This window comes from Rummeliibacillus pycnus (genome assembly GCF_044359855.1).
Taxonomy (GTDB): domain Bacteria; phylum Bacillota; class Bacilli; order Bacillales_A; family Planococcaceae; genus Rummeliibacillus; species Rummeliibacillus pycnus_A.
This window is the reverse complement of sequence record NZ_CP132291.1, coordinates 2,225,800-2,247,988: the sequence shown is the minus strand read 5'-3', so window position 1 is coordinate 2,247,988 and position 22,189 is coordinate 2,225,800. Positions and strand designations below refer to the sequence as shown.

Annotated in this window: 20 protein-coding genes; 13 read left to right on the top strand and 7 right to left on the bottom strand. The window is 35.4% G+C overall.

The genetic code is table 11. The features are described 5' to 3' along the window. The first annotated feature begins 96 nt into the window (after positions 1–96). Positions 97–1,446 carry an L-cystine transporter gene (locus tag Q8X41_RS10945; RefSeq protein ID WP_397540248.1) on the top strand — a complete coding sequence of 450 codons (1,350 nt, stop codon included), beginning with the start codon at positions 97–99 and terminating at the stop codon, positions 1,444–1,446. A 67-nt stretch (positions 1,447–1,513) separates the two neighbouring features. Here Q8X41_RS10945 and Q8X41_RS10940 read toward each other — a convergent pair whose 3' ends face one another. Then, on the bottom strand, positions 1,514–2,755 hold the full coding sequence (locus Q8X41_RS10940) for a helix-turn-helix domain-containing protein (RefSeq protein ID WP_397536377.1): 1,242 nt from the start codon (positions 2,753–2,755) through the stop codon (positions 1,514–1,516). A gap of 151 nt (positions 2,756–2,906) precedes the next feature. Here Q8X41_RS10940 and Q8X41_RS10935 point away from each other — a divergent pair, with 151 nt between their 5' ends. Beyond that, on the top strand, positions 2,907–4,184 hold the full coding sequence (locus tag Q8X41_RS10935; protein WP_397536376.1) for an MFS transporter: 1,278 nt from the start codon (positions 2,907–2,909) through the stop codon (positions 4,182–4,184). A 25-nt stretch (positions 4,185–4,209) separates the two neighbouring features. On the opposite strand, the gene Q8X41_RS10930 is transcribed toward Q8X41_RS10935, so the two are convergent. After that, the gene (locus tag Q8X41_RS10930) at positions 4,210–5,379 is read right to left on the bottom strand and encodes an MFS transporter (RefSeq protein WP_397536375.1); all 1,170 of its coding nucleotides are present in this window, start codon (positions 5,377–5,379) and stop codon (positions 4,210–4,212) included. 365 nt (positions 5,380–5,744) lie between these two features. On the opposite strand from Q8X41_RS10930, the gene Q8X41_RS10925 reads away from it, so the two are divergent. Then, complete coding sequence (locus Q8X41_RS10925; protein ID WP_397536374.1) at positions 5,745–6,038, top strand: hypothetical protein; 294 nt, start codon at positions 5,745–5,747, stop codon at positions 6,036–6,038. Between the two features lie 152 nt (positions 6,039–6,190). Here the strand turns inward: Q8X41_RS10925 and Q8X41_RS10920 are convergent, their stop codons facing one another. From Q8X41_RS10920 to Q8X41_RS10910, 3 genes are all read right to left on the bottom strand, one after another. Further along, positions 6,191–8,395: a heavy metal translocating P-type ATPase gene (locus tag Q8X41_RS10920; protein ID WP_397536373.1), complete on the bottom strand. Its 2,205-nt coding sequence runs from the start codon at positions 8,393–8,395 to the stop codon at positions 6,191–6,193. A 78-nt stretch (positions 8,396–8,473) separates the two neighbouring features. Continuing rightward, the gene (gene copZ / locus Q8X41_RS10915; protein ID WP_397536372.1) at positions 8,474–8,683 is read right to left on the bottom strand and encodes a copper chaperone CopZ; all 210 of its coding nucleotides are present in this window, start codon (positions 8,681–8,683) and stop codon (positions 8,474–8,476) included. A 13-nt stretch (positions 8,684–8,696) separates the two neighbouring features. Beyond that, entirely contained in the window at positions 8,697–9,005 is a 309-nt protein-coding gene (locus tag Q8X41_RS10910) for a metal-sensing transcriptional repressor (RefSeq protein WP_397536371.1), read from the bottom strand. A gap of 402 nt (positions 9,006–9,407) precedes the next feature. Between Q8X41_RS10910 and Q8X41_RS10905 the strand changes: the two genes are divergently transcribed. After that, on the top strand, positions 9,408–9,551 hold the full coding sequence (locus Q8X41_RS10905) for an Lmo0850 family protein (RefSeq protein ID WP_397536370.1): 144 nt from the start codon (positions 9,408–9,410) through the stop codon (positions 9,549–9,551). A gap of 164 nt (positions 9,552–9,715) precedes the next feature. Here Q8X41_RS10905 and rodA read toward each other — a convergent pair whose 3' ends face one another. Beyond that, positions 9,716–10,909, bottom strand: coding sequence for a rod shape-determining protein RodA (gene rodA, locus Q8X41_RS10900; protein ID WP_397536369.1), 1,194 nt, complete (start codon positions 10,907–10,909; stop codon positions 9,716–9,718). 317 nt (positions 10,910–11,226) lie between these two features. Between rodA and Q8X41_RS10895 the strand changes: the two genes are divergently transcribed. The 7 genes from Q8X41_RS10895 (at position 11,227) to Q8X41_RS10865 (ending at position 19,749) form a co-directional block, all read left to right on the top strand. Beyond that, positions 11,227–11,988, top strand: coding sequence for a hypothetical protein (locus Q8X41_RS10895; RefSeq protein ID WP_397536368.1), 762 nt, complete (start codon positions 11,227–11,229; stop codon positions 11,986–11,988). Positions 11,989–12,246: 258 nt separating this feature from the next. Next, a complete protein-coding gene (locus tag Q8X41_RS10890) occupies positions 12,247–13,317 on the top strand; it encodes a D-alanine--D-alanine ligase (RefSeq protein WP_397536367.1) in 1,071 nt (356 codons plus the stop codon). A gap of 22 nt (positions 13,318–13,339) precedes the next feature. Continuing rightward, the gene (gene murF / locus Q8X41_RS10885) at positions 13,340–14,710 is read left to right on the top strand and encodes a UDP-N-acetylmuramoyl-tripeptide--D-alanyl-D-alanine ligase (protein WP_397536366.1); all 1,371 of its coding nucleotides are present in this window, start codon (positions 13,340–13,342) and stop codon (positions 14,708–14,710) included. Positions 14,711–14,840: 130 nt separating this feature from the next. Next, on the top strand, positions 14,841–15,542 hold the full coding sequence (locus Q8X41_RS10880) for an alpha/beta hydrolase (protein WP_397536365.1): 702 nt from the start codon (positions 14,841–14,843) through the stop codon (positions 15,540–15,542). 342 nt (positions 15,543–15,884) lie between these two features. After that, on the top strand, positions 15,885–17,450 hold the full coding sequence (locus Q8X41_RS10875) for a DEAD/DEAH box helicase (protein ID WP_397536364.1): 1,566 nt from the start codon (positions 15,885–15,887) through the stop codon (positions 17,448–17,450). Positions 17,451–17,771: 321 nt separating this feature from the next. Then, positions 17,772–18,251 carry a PH domain-containing protein gene (locus Q8X41_RS10870; RefSeq protein WP_397536363.1) on the top strand — a complete coding sequence of 160 codons (480 nt, stop codon included), beginning with the start codon at positions 17,772–17,774 and terminating at the stop codon, positions 18,249–18,251. Then, positions 18,244–19,749, top strand: coding sequence for a PH domain-containing protein (locus Q8X41_RS10865; protein ID WP_397536362.1), 1,506 nt, complete (start codon positions 18,244–18,246; stop codon positions 19,747–19,749). The genes Q8X41_RS10870 and Q8X41_RS10865 overlap by 8 nt, the downstream gene beginning before the upstream one ends. A 61-nt stretch (positions 19,750–19,810) precedes the next feature. On the opposite strand, the gene Q8X41_RS10860 is transcribed toward Q8X41_RS10865, so the two are convergent. Further along, positions 19,811–20,419 (bottom strand): rhomboid family intramembrane serine protease, encoded by a 609-nt coding sequence (locus Q8X41_RS10860; protein WP_397536361.1) that lies wholly within the window; start codon positions 20,417–20,419, stop codon positions 19,811–19,813. A 68-nt stretch (positions 20,420–20,487) separates the two neighbouring features. Between Q8X41_RS10860 and acpS the strand changes: the two genes are divergently transcribed. Continuing rightward, the gene (gene acpS, locus Q8X41_RS10855) at positions 20,488–20,841 is read left to right on the top strand and encodes a holo-ACP synthase (protein ID WP_397536360.1); all 354 of its coding nucleotides are present in this window, start codon (positions 20,488–20,490) and stop codon (positions 20,839–20,841) included. 55 nt (positions 20,842–20,896) lie between these two features. Then, positions 20,897–22,132, top strand: coding sequence for an outer membrane lipoprotein carrier protein LolA (locus Q8X41_RS10850; RefSeq protein ID WP_397536359.1), 1,236 nt, complete (start codon positions 20,897–20,899; stop codon positions 22,130–22,132). Positions 22,133–22,189 lie beyond the last annotated feature (57 nt).

Sequence of the window (22,189 nt, the reverse complement as noted above, 5' to 3'; positions counted from 1 at the left end):
GTATAATCTAATGATTGTATTTTATATAGAAAATTCAATTTAGGAGGAATTATTTTGGATACATTTTTGATTGTTCTCAATGCAGTAGTTTTTGTAATGCTCATTGGTTTACTCATAATGATGCATAAAAAACATGTTTCATTCTCTAAACGAGTATTCACAGGTTTAGGGCTGGGTATTGTTTTTGGCTTAATATTACATTTCACATACGGACCTACTTCAGAAATTGTGATGAAATCTGTAGATTGGTTTAGCATCGCAGGCTCCGGATATGTAAAACTTCTACAGATGGTAGCAATGCCATTAGTCTTTATTTCAATTATCTCAGCTTTTACAAAAGTAGTGGTCGGAAAAAGCTTCGGTAAAATGGCAACACTAATTTTGTTCATGCTAGTAGGGACTACTGCAATTGCTGCATCAGTTGGAATTGCTTCAGCATTAGGATTCCATTTAGATGCAACTCAACTTGTGCAAGGTGATGCAGAACATGCACGTGCAGCTGAAATCGTCCAAAAAACAAAAGACATGGGCGATAAAACAATGCCTCAACAAATATTAGACTTATTGCCAGCAAATCCATTTTTAGATTTAACTGGTGCTCGATCATCATCAACAATTGCTGTTGTTATTTTCGCGGCATTTTTAGGTTTCGCATACTTAGGGGTAAGACGAAAAGATGAAAAAACTGCAGACTTGATTAAAACTGGTATTGATGCAATTTATGCACTTGTGATGCAAGTTGTTAAAATTGTCTTACGATTGACTCCATTCGGTATTTTAGCAATCATGACATCAACGATTGCTACATCAGATTTCGGTGCGATTTACAATTTAGGTAAATTTGTTATAGCTTCATATGTGGCACTAGCAGTAATGTTTGTAGTTCATATGATTATCATTGCTTTAACAGGTATGAGCCCAATCACTTATATTAAGAAAGTAGCTCCGACATTATTATTTGCATTTACTTCTCGTTCAAGTGCAGGTACATTACCACTTAATATTCAAACTCAAACAAAACGTTTGGGAGTTTCTGAAGGTATCGCAAACTTTGCAGGATCCTTTGGTGTTTCAATTGGTCAAAATGGTTGTGCAGGGGTGTATCCCGCAATGCTAGCTATTATGATTGCTCCAAGTGCTGGCATTAATCCATTAGATCCAGGATTTATCGCAACGCTAATCCTTGTGGTAGCAATCAGTTCATTTGGCGTTGCAGGTGTTGGTGGCGGTGCAACTTTCGCAGCCATTATTGTACTTTCCTCTATGAACCTACCAGTAGCTTTAGCGGGTGTATTAATCTCTGTTGAACCACTGATTGATATGGGGCGTACAGCACTAAATGTTAATGATGCTATGGTTGCAGGTGTTACAACTGCTCGTATTACAGGAGAATTAGACAAAGATGTTTATAACTCTAAAGAAGCACAAGATTTAGCTGAAATTTAGTCAGATATGAAAGCCCCCGTTCCTATTGGCGAAAAGGAGCGGGGGCTTTTTGCTGAAAATAAGACTATTATATTTGATCTGCTTTTTGGCAAAGAATGTCGTATGTTTGATTGATAAATTTTTTGTATGGGGTATCGATAAATGGTGCAATAAAATCAACACCTTTTTTCGCCTCTTCCAGTGCTTTGGATAATTGCCCTTTTTGTTCGTAACAAAGTGCTTTATAAGAATAGACTTCTGCAAGCATTGATAAATCATAAGGATGATGCAAATAGGACGGCATTTCTTTGAGTTTTTCTAATTCTTGTAGAGCCTCATCAATATGAGATAAATAGTATAAATTCTTTCCTTTTTCAACAAGGTAGAAAAAGGTGTTCGCAAAATCTTCAACTTTGATTTTGGAATAATGTTCAAGTAATTCAGATGCTTGTTCGTAATCGTGTCCAAAAGAATTATAGTAATGTATTTGTATAAGGAACATGTAAGCATAGGATAGTTCGTCCTCAGCAAACGTAGCATACTGTTCTAATTTATTGAAATAATGTGTTCGAGATTTATCATCGCCGTCCATGATTGCTTGATAACAGGCAACACGGTAAATGTCATCTATTTTATAAAATAATCGATTTTTCTTCGATAATTGCAATCCTTTTTGTAAATAATCCAATCCCTTTTCCCGTTCATTTATTCCTAAATAAGTTACAGCAATATAGTAGAGAAGATCCAGTACTGTAATCGTATCAATCATATAGTGATTGTTTTTGGCTTCAGCCTCAGTAGCTAATCCAACTTTTAATGCCTGCTCATAATTATGCTCGTAAAAATAGATGGAAAAATGAAGAATCTTCATTTTCATCCATTCATTCATCATGTTCATCTCTTTGAACATAGCTAAACCTCGCTCTAAGCTTTGTTCCCAATTGTCCATTTTCAAATCAGATTGAACATTTGCATAGTAAGATAATAGCTTTCCAGACTCATAACATACAGGAAGCTCCTCTATAAATGGTTTTATCAAATTGGCAATTTCAAGACGTGGACCATCTTCAAAATGTGTATTTGCATTATAAATCTCTTCAACTTTCTCTAATAGGTCGCGTAATTCCACTATACTTACTTCTTCTAATAAAGAACTGACATCAACCTGTAATTGCTCAGCTATATATTGTAAGGTTTCCATAGAAGGATTTGCTTTATCATTTTCAATTAGACTTAACATACCTTTTGTAATGTGTTCGCCAGCAAGAGCAGCCAAGGTTAATTTTCGTTGTTTGCGTAATGTTCGAATTCTGTTGCCAAGAGTATCCATGGATGCACCTCGTTTCTTTCTTTTGTTTAATTATATTAAACTTTTGCTTGCGAAGGAAGTGGTATGCGTGTTATTATTTGTTTAATTAAATTAAACTTTTTAATTCGATTAAACAAAAGGGGAGCAGGGAGAAATGGAAGAGGCATTAAGGTTGAAAAAAGCGACATATCACTTATGGACATTTACAATTAGCAAGATTATTTCACTATTAGGTACCAATGTGTTAACGTTTGGCATTAGTCTTTACATTTTGAAAATGACGGGTTCTGCTACAAGTTTTGCGATTAATTTGATTTGTTCGATTTTGCCACGAGTCATTTTATCATCAATAGCAGGCTCATTAGCTGATCGATATTCGAAAAAGGTGATTATCTTAACGTCACAAGCCGTTACGGTATTGTTAATGGGCGGGTTATTAATATACGGTTATACATCTGGAATCACCGTTACATCTATTTACGTGGTAACCGCACTTTATGCAATAACTTCTACGTTTAATAGTGTAACTTTTTCATCATCCATTGCTTGTTTAGTAAATGAGGAACGAATTCAAAAAGCAATGTCATTTAACCAAATGTCCATGTCAATCGCACAGATAGGGGGCCCGGCAATTGGTGGTATGATGTATGGTTTTGTATCTATTGAAGTATTTTTAATGGTGCATATGGTAGCTTATTTGCTTGCATTCTTATTAGAAGCAACAATGGACTTCAAGCTATATAGTAAAAAAGGGGATGAAATGGAAGCGGAAACTGGAATGTTCCAAAGTTTAAAAGAGGGCTTCCAATATGCAAAAGCAAAGAAATCAGTTTCCACAATATTGTTGGTTGCTTTATGGATTAATTTCTTTTTCTCAGCACTAAGTGTTGGAGGAACATTTATCCTAGTTGAAGTGTTGAAGATAAAATCCCAGCATATAGGTGTCATTGAATCAGCTGGAGCGGTAGGAATGTTGATTGCTTCAATTTTTCTTTCTACAAGAAAGCAGACAAAGTACCCTTTATTACAATCTAAACGATTTATATTACTGATGGCATTTACATTAGGTTTAATGGCAATTCCTTTATGGATAGCATTTACGTATAGTGTAAACGTAACTTTTTATATTATGATTTTCTTTAGTTTTTCGGTGTTTGGAGTCTTTGTGAATACTCCAATCGGTGTCATGATGCAAACTGAAGTGGAAGAGTCCTATCGAGGTCGAGTGTTTGGAATTTTGGAGGCTATGGCAATGGGGATGATGCCTTTAGGAACAATGATCTTTGGCATATTATTTGATTATGTCGAACCACAATGGATTTTATTGGGATCTTGTATCGCATTATTAGCAATTACATCATATATGATGCGTTCATCGGTTGTAAAACAGATTTATCCTGAATTGACAGACGCTAAAACTGACTTAAAAGAAAAAGTTCAGCACACATAAAGAATGCTGAACTGTCATTAGAACATTACGCTTCGTTTTGCTGGCGTAATGTTTTTTTACTTGATTTGAATAGTAAAAGAATGAGGATACTTAATAATGCTAATGTACCTGAAATTTCATATACGACATTTGCTTGTTTTGTTAAGATCCATGTAAAGAATAATGGTCCAATGATGCGTCCCATGTTATCCATAGAATAGGCAAGACCAGCTGCAGTTCCGTATTTTCCACCAGCTTCTTTAGAAGAAAGGGAAGTATTTAATGTACGTGCTAATGCATTTCCTGCGGTGAATACGCAAAGTGCAAGACCAGCAAATGCTAAACTTTTTGTAAATGGGAACATGAATAAGCCGAGTGCAGTAACGACTTGCGCACCAATAAGCCATTTAACCTCTGTACCATCCTTAATATGGCGTACAAGACCACCTTGAATCATGAAATCTACAAATCCACTAAATAGGAATAGAGAACCTAATTGTGTAGCTGTGATATTAATTTTATCCATTTGGAATAATTGCAGTGTGGATTCTACACCAGCAAGTAAAAACGTCACCAAAAAGGAGAATAAGAATAAATAACGTACACGATATTTAAATAGTGTAGAAGCACCTTTTGGGACAATAGATCGTTTTTCTGTATCTGCATGACGTTCTGGTTCCTTTAAAACGATAATTGCATAGATGAATAGTAGGAAGATTAAAATACTTGAAACTGTAAATGGTGTACTTAAACTTATTTTTCCTAGTAAACCTCCTAATGCAGGTCCAAAGATAAAACCAAGACCGATTGACATCCCCATAAAGCCCATATACTTATTGCGATTTTCCTCTGTAGACATATCAGCGATAAATCCAGTAACTGCAGTATATAAAGCACCTGAGAATAACCCACCGATAATTCGGGAAATATAAAGCATTGTTAATGATTTCATAAATAAAGAAATCATTAAGAAGCTAACACAGAATCCGAGTAGCCCTATTAAAATTAGTTTTTTTCGTCCTATTTTGTCGCTTAACATTCCCCAGAAAGGAGCAGTAAAGAAACTTGCAAGAGAGTAAATTGTTAACAAGCCACCAACATGCATTTTAGCAAAACCTTGTTGAACAACCACCTCTGGCAAAATGGGGATAATTAAGCCGAATCCTAAGTACACAAAAAATTGAACTGACATCAACAAGATGATGGATTTTTTCATAATAACCCTGCTTTCTGTATACGAATGTAATCAAATACAGTTTACCCTTGAACGAGTGAAGAAACACAAATTAAAAAGAAGGGGGCAAACTTAAAATATGTTTTATACAAATAGTATAGAACGAAAGATAGTTTAATACTAAAGTTTTATATTTGGCAAATAGAAAGTGTCAAAAATGAATCGTTGTAGCGAAAAATATTTATCTAAATAGCCTATTTCAAGTTATTCTTATTTCAATTGGGTCTCGGCAATGATAAAGTTTCGCTATTTAGTCGTTATTATTCACTCAATAATGAGGCTTTTATTCGTTGAATTTGTATAGTGCTATAATAAAGGTGATTAAGATAAAGGAGGAATTCGTAACGATGGAAATTACAGCAATCGCTACTATTAAAACAAACGAAGGTACACAATCCATTCTTGACTTAGATATTCCTTTACTAATTGATTTGGTGCCTGCACGTAAATTTAAAGTAACTCAAGTATTAGAATCACTTGGACATACTAATGTTGAAGTTGAATCTGTAAATATGGAAGAATATAAAGCTAAAAGTACAGTAAATGGTACTAAACAAGATACAACTGTTGAATTTAGTTATGCTTTACGCCACGGAGATCGATTGTTCGAATTAACTGAACTTCATGGTATTCTTAAATAAAAAATTATATAGAAAAATGGGGCATATCCAAAAAGATATGCCCCATTTTTTATCAGCATTAACGGGCAGTAAGACCCCACCTCAAGATTGAGAGACCAAGTGAAGAAGGTAGGTGGGGGATGAAGAAAACCCCCACTGATAGAAGTTTCACTTTATAATCGAACTCGTTGTAATCGTAGTGCATTTAATACAACTGATACAGAGCTAAATGCCATTGCTGCACCTGCTAGCCAAGGCGCCAGTAATCCAGATGCAGCGATTGGAATACCAATAGAGTTATAGGCAAGTGCCCAGAACAGATTTTGTTTAATATTACGAACAGTTAATCGACTCATTTTTACAGCATCAACTACTTTTAAGAGATCGCCTTTCATAACGGTAATATCTGCAGCTTCAATGGCAACATCTGTACCTGTTCCCATTGCAATACCGATTTCAGCTTTCGCAAGTGCTGGTGCATCATTAAGTCCGTCCCCAACCATGGCAACATGGCGATTTTCCTTTTGAAGTTTTTCTACTTCTGCAGCTTTTTCTGTTGGTAATACGCCAGCAATCACATTGCTAATCCCTACTTGTTTTGCAATAGAAGCGGCTGTTTTAACTTGATCACCTGTCAACATAATTGTTTCGATACCCATTTTTTGAAGTTTATGAATGGCATCTTTAGAAGTTTCTTTCACTTCATCTGCCACTGCAATTGTTGCAACATGTTGATGATCAATGGCTGCATACATAACTGTTTTACCTTCATCTTCAAAATTGCTATCGCAATTAATAGTAATATCGTGATTTGTAAATAATTTCCTTGTTCCGATAATAATTTGTTTGTTTTCAACGGTTGCTTCAATTCCTTTTCCTGGAATTGCTTTAAATGTTTGAACAGCAGGTAATACGCCATAATCTTTCCCATAGTTTGTAATGGCAGTTGCGACTGGATGCTCAGAATTCCTTTCTGCTGCAGCGATAAGGGGAATGATGTCTTTTTTCTCGTACTTATTAAGCACTAAAAAATTTGTAACAACAGGTGCACCCTTTGTAATCGTGCCAGTTTTGTCGAATACGATTGTATCAATCGTATTGGTATGTTCCAGTGCTTCGGCTGTTTTGAAGAGAACTCCATTTTCCGCTGCACGACCAGAACCTGCCATTATAGATGTTGGTGTAGCTAATCCAAGTGCACATGGACAAGCAATAACAAGAACAGCAATCATTCTTTCAAGCGAGTGTGTAAAGTTGCCATCTGTAAAAAAGAAATAGCTAACGATGAAAGTGATAACAGCTAAAGTGACAACAATAGGAACGAAGATGGCTGAGATCTGATCAGCTAGTCGTTGAATAGGGGCCTTAGAAGCCTGTGCTTCTTCAACAACACGGATAATATTTGAAAGAACGGTATCTTTCCCAACTTTTTTTGCTTGTACTCGTAATGTCCCGTTTTCATTTAACGTTGCTGCATAGATAGTGTCACCAGTAGATTTATCTACGGGTAAGCTTTCGCCTGTTAACATGGACTCATTAACAGCGGAATTTCCAGAAATAACTACTGCATCTACTGGAATAGACGCACCAGGTTTAATAATTAAAATATCTTCTAATTGTACTTCACGAATTGGTACTTCCAATGGTGTACCGTTTCGTTCGACAAATGCAGTTTTAGGTTGTATTTTGATTAGTTTTTTAATGGCATCGGATGAATGGCCCTTCGCACGTGCTTCAAATAACTTACCAAGTAAGATTAAGGTGATTAATATTGCGCTCGTTTCGAAATATAAATCGAGATGAAACATACCAATATGTTCACGGTTTTTGAGTACAATATAAACACTGTAAAAATAGGCAGCGGATGTTCCTAATGCAACAAGAACATCCATATTGGCACTTTTATTACGAAGTGCATAATAGGCGCCTTTATAAAATTGCCAACCAATACCAAACTGCACTATGGTAGCAAGAGCCCACTGAACATATGGATTCATCAAAAATTCTGGAACATAAACACCCTTTGTGAATGAAAAATGTGCAAACATAGTCCACAATAATGGTAAAGAAAATATTGCTGAGATGATGAATACACGTGTTTTTCGTTCGATTTCTACTTCGCGGTGATCCTTTTCATTATTTTCTTGATGAACAACAGCATCATAGCCAAGTTTTTGAATTTTTGCTATAAGTGCATCTTCGTTTAGTTCTGCGCTATCAAAGGAAATATGTCCAGTTTCAAGAGCTAAGTTAATAGTTGCTTGTTCCACGCCTTCTAGTTTATTGAGTCCACGTTCAATACGAGCGGAACATGCAGCACAAGTCATTCCTTGGATATCAAGTGTTATTTCTTTGTTTTTAGAGTTAATAGTTGTCATAGTAAACAACTCCTTCGTATACCTGTTAGGGGTATAAAACTATGAGAAAAATAACTGCAAAAATGCAGTTATTAAAAATTATTTTACTACGTAGCCTTCTTCTTCAATCGCTTCTTTAATGTTTTCAGTTGTTACTTTTAAATCGTCAAAAGCTACATCTACTAAACCTTGTTCTAAGTTTACATTGACGGTTTCAACACCGTTTAATTCACCAACACCATTTTCTACTGCTTTGACACAATGTCCACAAGACATGCCTTCTACTTTTAATTGAATTTTTTCAGTCATGATGAAACGCTCCTTATTTTCTCATTAGCTTTTGTATAGTTGTAATTAGCTCATCTAGTACAGCATCGTCGCCTTCAGTTAATCGATCTTTTACACAGCCTTTTAAATGACCATCAAGTAAAACTCTGGCAACGCTGTTTAAAGCAGATTGTGTAGCAGATAATTGAGTAATAATATCGTCGCAATATATATCCTTCTCGACCATGCCTTTAATGCCACGAATTTGGCCTTCAATACGATTTAAACGAGTAGTTAAATCCTTTTTTACATGTTCGGGATGGTGACTTTTACGACAAGAAGGATTGATACATTCTTCAGTCATAGACGCTCGCCTCCTATTGCTTATACGATAACATACTGTATAGGGGTATGTGAAGTGCTTAATATTATTTAATAAAAAATTAACATTTAATCCATGAATAATGTGGTATGAATAATATAGGCAAGAATTTGTAGTAAATGAAATTCCTTTTGTATAGTGTAGTGGTAAAATATTGCTAAAAGATAATGGTGCCAGTCAAAAGTATGATTGTAAGTTGACAATGAATGTAGTATGATATATATCCATATTATTTATGTAACAATATTGAAAAATTTAAAACGATAAAAAATGTTATGATAATAAGGGATACATAGTGAATTATTTGGTTATTATTAAAAGTAGTGGCAACTTATAGACAGTTGCTACGTCATATAAATATAAGAAGTAGAAGAGGTGGAAAGTATGTCAAGAGATGTAGATGTAACAAAAATTATTGCGAATTTATCAAAACTTGGCGTTAAGGCAACGACTACTAAGTCTCGCTTAGAATTACTAAAAGCATTAGCACCACCAAAATCAGCTCCACAAACTCAAACTCAAAATTAATTTAAAAACATCATTCAACTTCGACGAAAAAGTCGAAGTTTTTTTATTTAAATGCTGAAGTGGCTCCTCTAAATCTAAACACAAAAACAGCCCGAAGAGACTTTATGAATCTCTTTGGGCTGTTTTTTTAAAGCTCCACTAGCTGAGAGCGTGGAGTTGAATGTTTAGAAATCGTCGCTTTCATCATGATTACCAAACATATATGTTCGATAATGAAATTTCATACTAAAGACTAAACCTAATGCTAAAGCGTTCCCCATCATTGAACTACCCCCATAACTTATAAATGGAAGTGGAATACCGGTAATTGGCAATACTTGAGTAGTCATACCGATATTTTCAAATACGTGGAATGTAATCATTGCAATAATGCCTGCACAAACATAAGTACAGAATGGATCTTTCATTTGTAAAGTAAGCTTTGTTAAATGGAAAATTAAGAAGAAGTATAAACAAATTACGATACTTGCCCCGATAAATCCATATTCTTCCCCGATTACACTGAAAATAAAATCTGTATGATTTTCTGGTACATATACTTCACGATGCATAAATCCTTTACCGAAGATTTCACCTGATCCGATAGCATTCAAGGAAGATATTAAATGGTATCCATCTCCTGTAGAATAAGAGTAAGGATCTAACCAAGAGTAGATACGTGCGAATTGATATGGACTAAAACCAAGTTTTTCAGAAAGAAAGTCTTGCATATAAAGAGCCATCCATAATAGGCTCCCCCCGATTACACTAACAGTTGCAGCAACTGGTAAAATTATTCTCCAAGAAATACCAGCGACGATAATAATAGCTGCTGTGATAGCAAAGAATACCAATGCGGTACCCAAGTCAGGTTGTTTCATAATAAATGCTAATGGAACTAGCAGTACTAGGGAAATTTTACCTAATAGAATAAAATCGGTTTTTAATGATTTAATTGTATATTCTTCATGATGCTTACTTACAGTTTTTGCGAGCGCAAGTATAAAGAAAGTCTTCATGAACTCTGAAGGCTGGATATCAGCAAAACCTAAGTGGAACCAACTTTTGGCACCATTTCGTGGTTCAGCAATCTGACCAACACCACCAGGAGCAATCATTAAAATAATAAGGATGAAAATCCCTGCTCCATATAAATACCATGTCATTTTCTTATATTGATCAGGCTCAAAATACATCATGAAAGCCACAATACAAGCGCCTACAAAGTACCAAAAAAGTTGTTTTGGTACGAAATTAACGCCATATTGCCCTGAAGTTTGTGCCGAAGCAATAGCCAATAAACTTACAATACAAAATAGCATCATTATGAAAGCGAGCGTCCAGTCAAAACGGTCGGAAAAAGTTCTCTTTGAATTCATAATAGTCACCTAAATTAGTAGATTTAATACAAGATTTGTCCAGCTCAAGCGGTAGATCCTAGAGGGTTTACATAATGTAGTCCCGATAGCTTTGAGACACAACGTCCCGTTTAGGAAAAATTTTCTTGAAGAAATCCCTTTTTCGAAAACTTTTTTGCCTGTCAGGTCGTCTAGGTCTAAGTATGAACGAGCCGCTTTTACTTAAAAATATTATAGCCTATATCATTGTATCACGCTTGTGCATAAAGTTGTGACGAAATCCAATCACAAATGTTTCAAATTTTTCTATAACATCTTATAATAATATTGGAAATGAGGTGATCGACTTGGCAAAAAAAATGCGAGCTGCTGACGATTTTTTACATCACTTATATATACATATGAACGAATTAAACCAATTTGTGATTTTTAGTGGTTTAACTTTCCGTGAATTTGTCTCTGCAGTCGGTCCGCTTCAAAATATTTTGCTGCTAAAAAATGAATACGAAGATGGTTCATTTAATATGCATACACGGTTAGAGTTCGTAGAGGAGAAAGGTATACCAAAGTTTGTTAAAAAGGCGATGGATTCCAAAAAGGATTTATGTTGGATTGATTTTTCTGATGAACGTAAGTTAAACCTTCTAACACCACAAGAACAAGCAGAGCTACTCTATATTGGCCATAAAAAAGAACCAATCCGTTCTCCTTTTTATCATCAATTACAAAATAAGTATGTATATCTTTCAAGCGAAGAAGAAAAAATCTCTAAAATATACTTTCGTGATTTAGCAGATGCAGAGAAATTAGTAACGCAAGTATTTAATATCATTATTCAAGAAAAAGAGCGATTAACATCTTTTTGGAGGAGGAAAGCGAGTAACCTTAAACCTTTATTTACTGAAGAAATGATGGGAAATTTCCATGAGAATATAAAAGATGGTGTTTTGTTTTCTATGTATAAAATAGAAAAGCCAAAGCTTGCTTATGTCATTGAATTACGCAATATTTCTGATGAATATTTTCCTGATGAAATTTGGGATGATTTGAATGTGATTTTAAAGAAAAAGCCTGATCAGGTTTTAGAACTTCATAAGTAAAAGCTCTTATTCTTATATATTGTTTTTCCTATTAATGGATTATATCTATAACGTATTAAAGATTCCTACATATGATAAGTAGGAATCTTTTTATTTTTAATGCAATATTTTTTCAGAGTGCTATTATAGAAATGTTATTTTTTTAGGAAGTTATTTGATGATTGCATAAATGAGTGATCCGTACTTTTAAATCATTTCATGAAACCATATGGTTCATGCTAAACTATGAATAGAAAAAATCTGGAGGAATTAGAACCCATGAAGAAAAAACTAGGCTTATTATACGGTGGTAAATCAGCAGAGCACGATGTATCTTTATCAACTGCAAAGGCCGTTATACAAGCATTACATTTTGATAAATATGATGTATTTCCAATCTTTATCACACGCGATGGTGAATGGAGAAGAGGAACGCAATTAACAGCTCCTGTTGAAAATATTTCAGAATTACAATTTAATACAGATTCAACATCAACAAAAGTAAATGACATTTCTAGCTTTTTATTAGAAGAAAATGAAAAACCGTTCGATGTTATCTTTCCATTACTTCATGGTACAAACGGTGAAGATGGTACAGTACAAGGCTTACTTGAAGTGTTGAATTTACCTTATGTCGGTAATGGAGTTTTAGCATCATCTGCTGGTATGGATAAGGTTGTGATGAAGCAATTATTTGAAGTTGCAGGATTAAAACAAGTCCCTTATGTATACTTCATCCGAAAAGAATGGAAAAAAGACCAAGATGCTTTAATTGCTAAAATGGAAGAAAATTTAACTTGGCCAATGTTCGTAAAACCTGCAAACTTAGGTTCAAGTGTTGGAATTAGTAAAGCATCAAATCGTGAGGAACTTGTAAAAGCAGTCGAATTTGCTTTAAAATACGACCGCAAAATTGTCGTTGAAACTGGACTCGTTGCACGTGAAGTTGAAATGGGTGTTCTTGGTAATGATGAACCAAAAGTTTCTGTACCTGGGGAAATTAAACCAGTAACAGAATTCTACGATTATGATTCAAAATACAATGATGATAAAACGGGTTTATTAATCCCTGCACCTGTAACAGATGGCGTGATTAACACTATGTCTGACATGGCAATTCGTGCATTTAAAATTTTAGATTGTTCAGGACTTGTTCGTGCAGATTTCTTCGTTACAGCACAAGATGAAGTTTATATTAATGAAGTCAATACAATGCCTGGCTTTACACCAGTAAGTATGTATCCGATTTTATGGCAAAATACTGGCATAGCATATGGAGATTTAATCGAAGAACTTATTACTTTAGCAATCGAACGCCACGACGAAAAACAACAACTTCAATACCAATAAAAGAGATTGAGTGTGATCTATTGTGAAAAAAACATTGCAACAAATTGCAAAATGGCTAAATAGTGACCAAGATATCCATGAAGATATTGTGGTGACAGGTGTTTCTATTAATACGCGAACGCTGCGAAAAGGTGATTTATTCATCCCATTCCATGGAGAAAAGACAAATGGTCATCAGTATGTTGCACAAGCATTTAAAAATGGCGCAGTAGCTTCTTTATGGCAAAAGGATGAGCCAAATCCACCCAAAGATGTACCGTTAATTTTTGTGGACGATTCTGAAGTAGCATTGCAACAAATGGCAAATGCTTATCGCGCGGAACACCAAGCAACATTTATCGGAGTTACCGGTTCAAATGGGAAAACATCTACAAAGGACCTGGTAGCTGGAACACTTTCTCCGTATTTTAAAGTTCAAAAAACGGAAGGTAACCATAACAATCAACTAGGTTTGCCACTAACTATTCTTTCTTTAGATGAAGATACTGAATTTGCCATTTTAGAAATGGGTATGGACGGCTTCGGACAAATTGAATTCTTAACAAAAATGGCGAAACCAAAATATGCTGTTATTACAAATATCGGCGAAGCGCATATGCTAGCACTTGGTTCACGTGAAGGTATTGCCAAAGCAAAATTCGAAATTGTTCAAGGACTTCAACCAGATGGTAAGTTCTTCTATGATGGAGATGAACCGTTATTAAAACCATTAGTAGCAGGAGAAGTAGGGTTAGATGCAACTTCATTTGGATTAGGATCTACAGATGATTTAATGGCTACGGAAATTGAAGCTACTGAAAACGGTAGTACTTTTACTGTAAAAGGAATTGTGAACGGTGATTTCTTTATCCCTGTACTTGGACGTCATCAAGTAAAAAATACGTTAGTTGCAATTCTAATTGCTCATGAAGTCGGTTTATCTGATGAACAAATTCGTGAATCGTTAAAAATGGTTTCTTTAACAAATATGCGTATGCAATTAGTAAATGGCGACCAAGGCATATTATTTGTTAATGATGCTTATAATGCTGCACCAACTTCAGTACGAGCTGCTTTGCAATTTATGCAAACAACAAATATGCGACAAGATAAATGGGTAGTACTTGGAGATATGTTGGAACTCGGTGAATTGGAAAAACAATTCCATGAAGATTTAGCAGATACGATTGACCCAACGAATATAGACCAAATTTGTCTATATGGACCACGTATGAAATGGCTCTATGATCAATTACAAGTGAAAGTACCAGCGAAGAATTTATTATGGGTTGATGATAATTATGATGCGATTATCGAAAAAATCCAATTAAATGCAAATGAAAACTCTATTATTCTACTAAAGGGTTCTCGAGGCATGGAACTTGAGCGTGTTTTGCAAGCTTTCACTCATTAAATAGTAACTTTTTTGAGCGAAATCTGGATACAATTACGCCAAGGCGTAATTGAAAGCATAAAATAAGAGTACCTAGGGAAAAATGTTTTCTTATAGGTACTCTTTTTTTCATGAATCATATGATGGGGGGATGAATTTGAAAATCGGTGTATTGTGCCTGCATGGTTTTACAGGTGGAGCTTATGAGATCAAGTCTTTTTGTGATTATCTAGAGCAAAATACTGAATGGACAATTCATGTACCGACGCTATCAGGGCATGGTGAAAAGCTTAATCTAGACCTATTTACTGCAGAACATTGGTTGATGGATGCAGAAATTGCTTATAAATATTTATATAAAGAAGTGGATGAAATCTTCATCGTTGGTTTTTCCATGGGCGGTATTATTGCAATGTATCTAGCTTTGCGATATAAAGTGAAAGCATTAGTGTTATTAAGTCCCGCTGCAAGATATATTCGTACAAAACAGTTTGTAATCGATTTAAATGGATTGTTTATAGATGTCCTACAGGGGGAGTATAAAGAAAATGAATTTTTTAAACGATATGAAAGAAAACTAATAGATGTTCCAGTGGCCTCTGCAAAAGAGTTTACACGTCTGGTTCGTAAAGTATCTCCTTATTATGAAAAAATTACAGTACCTATATGCTTAGTGCAAGGTGAAAAAGACGAACTTGTACCGTATACAACAGCAGCATATTTGTATAATAAAGTAGCAAGCACAAAAAAAGAACTGATTACTTCACCAGAAGGAAAACATCTTATTTGTTATTGCGAAGATGCAGAGAAATGGTTTAAAAAAGCATTGGATTTTCTAAATAGTTGCAAATAATAGTCGGAACATTTCGAATGATGGTTATTCATTGCATGAATAGGTTACGCGTGTTAGAATATTGAAAGCAATGGATACATTTTGTGTGAAGACTCTCCAAAGTGATGGAGAGTACTTTTTTTTGAACATTACGGTTTATTCTATATTTCATGTGTGAATCACTTGAGAATTGAACCGCTCGGCAAAGACCGGGCTTTCCTTTTTATATAAAATTCCTTTGCATTTTTGCAAAGATATAATAAGTAACGGAAACGTTCCTAACATAAGGCTCGATTTGCCCTATTTTCATCTGAAAATGTAACCATTTGTCAAATGCATAAGCAAAGAAGGAGAATGAGAAGTTTGACAAATTTTTCAGAACTAAATATTAGTGCTTCTACACAAAAATCTCTTAAACGTATGGGATTTGAAGAAGCAACACCAATCCAAGAAGGTACTATTACATTCGCATTAGAAGGCCGCGATATCATTGGTCAAGCGCAAACTGGTACTGGTAAAACTGCCGCTTTTGGTATTCCACTGATTGAAAAAGTTGACCCTAAAAAACCGGAAGTACAAGCTCTTATTATTGCCCCTACTCGTGAATTAGCAATTCAAAGCTCGGAAGAACTTCATAAAATTGGTTACGATAAACGCGCACGTATTCTTTCAGTTTACGGTGGACAAGATATTAGCCGTCAAATTCGTGCACTTAAAAACAAACCACAAATTATCGTAGGTACTCCAGGTCGTATTCTAGATCATATTAAACGTCGTACATTAAAACTTGAAAACGTTGAAACTCTTGTACTTGATGAAGCAGATGAAATGTTAAATATGGGCTTCATTGATGATATCAATGCAATTTTAGAAAACGTTCCAACAGAACGCCAAACACTATTGTTCTCAGCAACTATGCCAGCACCAATCCGCAAAATTGCTGAAACTTTCATGAAAGACCCTGAAATCGTTAAAATCAAATCAAAAGAAATGACAGTTGAAAATATCGATCAATATTTTGTAAAAGCACAAGAACGAGAAAAATTCGATATCCTTTCACGTCTAATCAATGTTCATCAACCAGAATTAGCAATCGTATTTGGTCGTACAAAACGCCGTGTTGATGAATTAGCACATGCGCTTAATATTCGTGGTTACCTTGCAGAAGGTATTCATGGTGATTTAAGCCAAGCAAAACGTCTTTCAGTATTACGTCAATTTAAAGAAAATAAAATTGATATCCTAGTTGCAACCGACGTTGCTGCACGTGGTTTAGATATTTCAGGCGTTACACATGTTTACAACTTCGATATTCCACAAGATCCAGAAAGCTACGTTCACCGTATTGGACGTACTGGTCGTGCTGGGAAATCAGGCCTTGCTGTAACATTCGTAACACCTCGTGAAATGGGTTATTTACGTATCGTAGAAGAAACTACGAAAAAACGTATGACTCCATTAAAGCCACCTACTGCTGATGAAGCATTAGTTGGTCAACAAGCACTTGCAGTTGAACAAATGAAAGAACTTGTTGAAAAGAATCATTTAAGTGATTACCGTGGTATGGCTGAAGACTTATTAGCTAGCCATGATGCTGTTGATTTAGTAGCTGCAGCACTTAAATCATTAACTAAAGAACCAGATGATACACCAGTTAAAATCACTGAAGAACGTCCATTGCCAATGCGTCGTTCAGGCGGTCATGGCCATGGCGGTGGCAACAGCCGTGGTGGTAATCGCGGAGGTTATCGTGGTGGACGCGGTGGAAATAATCGCGGAGATCGCGGAGATCGCGGAGATCGTGGCGGACGCCGTGGTGGAGATCGTAGCAATACTCGTCGTGAAGGTGGAAGCCGTGATGGCGGACGTCGTGACGGAGGACGCCGTGATGGCGGTCGTCGTCAACCTCGTCGTAGTAGCGAAGACTAGTATTCAAACAATTAGAGCATCTTTAAATCGAGCAATCGGTTTGAAGATGCTCTTTTTTTATTATTATTTGCGCTGTTAAAATGGCTGTTGAAAATTTGCAAAGTATAGTTATTGTGACAGTACACCTTACACGTGAGCTAGAAAATTTTATTAGCGTAAAAGCTAGCATAGGTAGTCGGATAGAATTTTTTCGGAATTGAAACTATTAGATGCTCAAACCGTATATAAGATATCAATATAGCCATAAATTAATGTGCATTGAATGAACATGTTCATTAGACCTGGCTTATAGAACATATACATATATAAAGGAGTTTAAGTATGACATCACAACCGAAATATCATATTTCAAAAAAAGGTCTGACAGTGTGGCGTATTCATGCGGGAATAGAATCAGCCATTTTATTTATCATTGTGTTTGCCGCGTGTGCTTTTACCTTTTTCTTTGATGGCCCAAAATGGATTTATGCGATTTGTATAGTTATATGGATTGCTTTTATATTCTTGGGTGTATATTTATTTCCAAAAATCCGCTGGGATCATTGGCGTTATGAAGTGAGAGAGGAAGAAATTGAAATACAGCGAGGTCTATTTATTGTTGAACGTACTCTTGTTCCGATGGTGCGTGTGCAACATGTAGACACAGCTCAAGGGCCAATTTTAAAACGTTATAATTTATCCAGTATGTCAATTTCTACTGCAGCAACGACTCATACTATTCCAGCTTTATCTGTAGAAGAGGCAGATCAATTACGAGTACGTATTTCAGAATTGGCAAGGGTGGCGGAAGATGATGTCTAGAGAAGTAAATCATTTACACCCTGTTACAGTTGCACTTAGTTTTCTTTCTAGTTTGAAGAATTTTGTAATACCAATGGCTATTATTTTTTTAGGGAAAGGATTTCGTTATTCACTTAATCCCAATAGCGAGCATTTTATTAAAACACTCATTTCAGGAGGGGTTATACTTCTTGTCATATGTATCATTTTCATCCTTTCTTTTATTAAATGGAAACGGTATGTGTATTGGTTTGAGGATGAAGAACTTAGGATTGAATATGGTTTATTTGTAAAGAAAAAGAGGTACATCCCATTTGAACGTATTCAAAGTTTAAATTATAAAGAGGGGATTCTTCACCGCCCGTTGAAACTTGTTAAGGTGAGTGTTGAAACTGCAGCAGATAGTGGTGAGGCGGAGGCGGATTTGATTGCTATCACACGTGAACAGGCAACGATGATTGAAACAGAGATGAAAAAGGCTAAACTTCATCTGAACCAAGCGGAGAGACATGAGTCAGATGATGATACAAAAGCTATCTGCAATTTTGATCAAATGGAACAGAAGACGCCACGCTTGACTATTCATCGTATGTCAACGAAGGACTTATTAATTTTAGCGACGACTTCTAGTGGCGTAGGAGTTGTATTTTCGGGATTAGCAGCAATTGCATCGCAATTTAATGATTGGATTCCATATGAACAGATCTACGGAGAGTTTCAAGCTTTTATAAAGTTTGGTGTGTTATTAATTGGTATTATATCTTTAATAGTGTTGTTGATTTCATGGTTGTTATCTGTTGCGATTACCTTTTTAAATAACTATGGATTTATCGTGGAAAAAGAGGAAGATAAGCTTTTCATCTCGAAAGGGTTATTGGAGAAAAAAAGAGTCACGATTCCGATGAAGCGAATTCAGGGCATTCGTATTGTAGAAAATCCATTTAGGCAGCTTTTTGGCTATGCAACCATTGTGATAGAAAGTGCTGGGAGTTCAGGAGAAAAAGATGAGCAAAGAATTGTTATGCTGCCACTTGTGAAAAAACAGCAAGGGCTGATTTTATTAAATAAATTATTTCCAGAAGTGCAATGGGATTGCCCTCTACAGCGTGCACCCAAAAAAGCATTACTTCGTTATATGTTAAAGTATGTATTTTGGTTAACACCTGTTGCTGCTGTTGTTAGTTATTTTGCATTTCCATATGGATTATGGATTTTTCTACTCATTCCATTAGCTTTATTACTCGCTTCTTGGCAACATCGCAGTGCAGGCTATGCAATAAGAAGTCACCAGCTTATGATTGTCTATAGGGGAATTAGCCAAACTACTTTTGTGACTTTGAAAAGGAGAATACAGGCGATAAAGCTCTCACAAAGTTATTTTGCAAAACGGAAAGACTTGGCGACATTATCTGTTCATGTTATGTCGGGTTCATCGGGTAGCATAGCTGAGATGAAGCATTTTGATTTGGTGAAGATGGAGGAAGTCTTTGAGTGGTATGAACCGAATTCTATGAAATAAATTGAAGGCGAGAAATAAAATAAGCTGTTGAGATTTAGCATACTCAACAGCTTTTCATGTATTATCTTTTTTTTACCCATCTCAAAACGCGTTTTGGATGGAAATCGAATAGTCCGATAATAAACCCAGTAATAAGCCCTGCAATATGAGCAGTACCATTCACGTTGGGTTGTAAAAATGTCATAATAACGGAAATTACAATAATTGGCATAATAATTTGTTTGAGTTGTGGCATTGTTTTACGTGTATAGTAAACTAGTGCAACAAATGCTCCAAAAATACCAAAGATGGCTCCGCTTGCGCCGATACTTGCGTAGTTTGGTGGTTGTATTAAAAATGAAACAGCATCTCCCATAAAACCAGAGACTAAGTAAATTGTAAAAAATCGTAGTTTACCAGCAATACGTTCTAGTTCAGGACCGAATACGTATAACGAGAACATATTGAAAAGTAAGTGGAAGAACCCTCCATGGATGAACATAGATGTAAACAGTCTCCAGTACTCACCATCCGCAATTAAATAATTAACAGATGCGCCCATATTAAGAATATTGTCGCCTAGTGGTGGAATTAGACCAATTAGATAAACGACAACATTGATCGCAATTAAAGACGAAATAACAGGATATAGTTTTATGTATTGCGAAAGATTTTCTGTACGATTAAACATGTATTCACCTCGATTTTAATATAGTTATTATACATTGTTTTATTAGCAAAATGAAAGGAGAAGCAAACATGATAAGAGGAATTGGACTAGATATCGTAGAAATATCAAGAATAATGAAAGCAAATGACCTTAGCCCACGATTCAAAGAAAAAATTTTAACACCACGAGAACTAGAAATTTTCGATCAGTTAAAGACTAGACGACAACTAGAATTTTTGGCAGGAAGATTTTCTGCTAAAGAAGCATATTCTAAAGCGAATGGGACAGGAATTGGAAAGGAGTGTGCTTTACAAGATATAGAAATTTTACCTAATGAAAAGGGCCAACCGATTTTATATTTTAAAAAGGAACTTGTTCAAGGCTTTGTAAGTATCACACATTCAAAAGAATATGCGGCTGCTCAAGTTGTTCTGCTCGCATAAATTTTAAAGCTCGTTCATAGGATACTTTAATGGAAAATGGAGAAAGGATGGAGATTTGCGAAAATTTCTCACTTTAGGACTAGTATTTATAACGGCAGTATTATTGTTAGTAGCTTGTGGATCAAATTCAAAAGAGGATGTTGTGAAAAAGACAAGCAAGAAGTGGACAGCCGCTAAGGGTTATGAGGTTAAGGCTGTTATGGAGATCAAAACGAGTGGCGACTCAAAAAAATACGATGTAAATGTATGGCATACAAAACCTGAATTTTATCGTGTTGCAGTATCAGAAGAAGGTCAAGAAACATCTCAAATGATTATACGAAATGAAGAAGGCGTATTTGTTGTTACGCCATCTCTGAAAAAGACGTATAAATTCCAAAGTGATTGGCCAAAACAAAATAGCCAAGGATATTTAATTAATGCTTTGGCAGACGATTTAGCTGCGGATAAAACTGCAGAAATGAAAGAGACAAAAAATGCGTATATCTTCAAAGCAAAAACACGTAACAATCATTCTAAAATGCTCCCAACTCAACAGGTTTATATAGACAAAAAAACATTATTGCCTACGAAAGTGGTTGTATTAAATGAAGCGAATGAAGAACAAATTCGCATTACTTTCAAAAAGATAACGCTTGGTGTAGCTAAAAAGGCTTCTGATTATGCAATCGAGGATTTTACAAAGACAAGCGATACAAAAGCTGATAACAAAGATTCGAAATCAGACGTTACATCAGCAGAAGGAACAGATAAAGGAGATGGTAGTAAAGCAACTACAAGTGAACAAAAGACAACTGATGATAAATCTACAGATGATAAAGCAACAGATAAACAGTCTACAAACAAAGAAGGCAATGCAGCAAATAGTGAAGAAACAATTGCAACTTCAGCAGATACAAATGCAACAGCTACAGATGCTACTGAAAATGCAGGCGCAGACGTAGATTCTGAAGATTTTAAAACACATTACCCTGTATTAAAATGGGATAATGTTAAATTAACTGATGAAGAATCATTACAAATGGATACAGGTACTCGTAAAATCTTATCATTTGAAGGAGATAAGAGCTTTACAATCATCCAAGAAAAAGTTACGAAAGCTGATCAACTTTATATCCCAGTATTCTCACCTGGTGACCCTGCAGATTTAGGGTTTACAATTGGAGCAATTACAGATAATTCAATTACATGGGAAGCAGATGGGGTTTCATTCTTTATCGCTTCGAATGATTTAAGCAAGGATGAATTAATACAGGTAGCGTCTTCAATGGTAAATGGAGAAGTAAAATAACATAATGATTGACCAAAGCTTTTGAAGGGACGATAATAGAAAAAAACAAATAAGAAG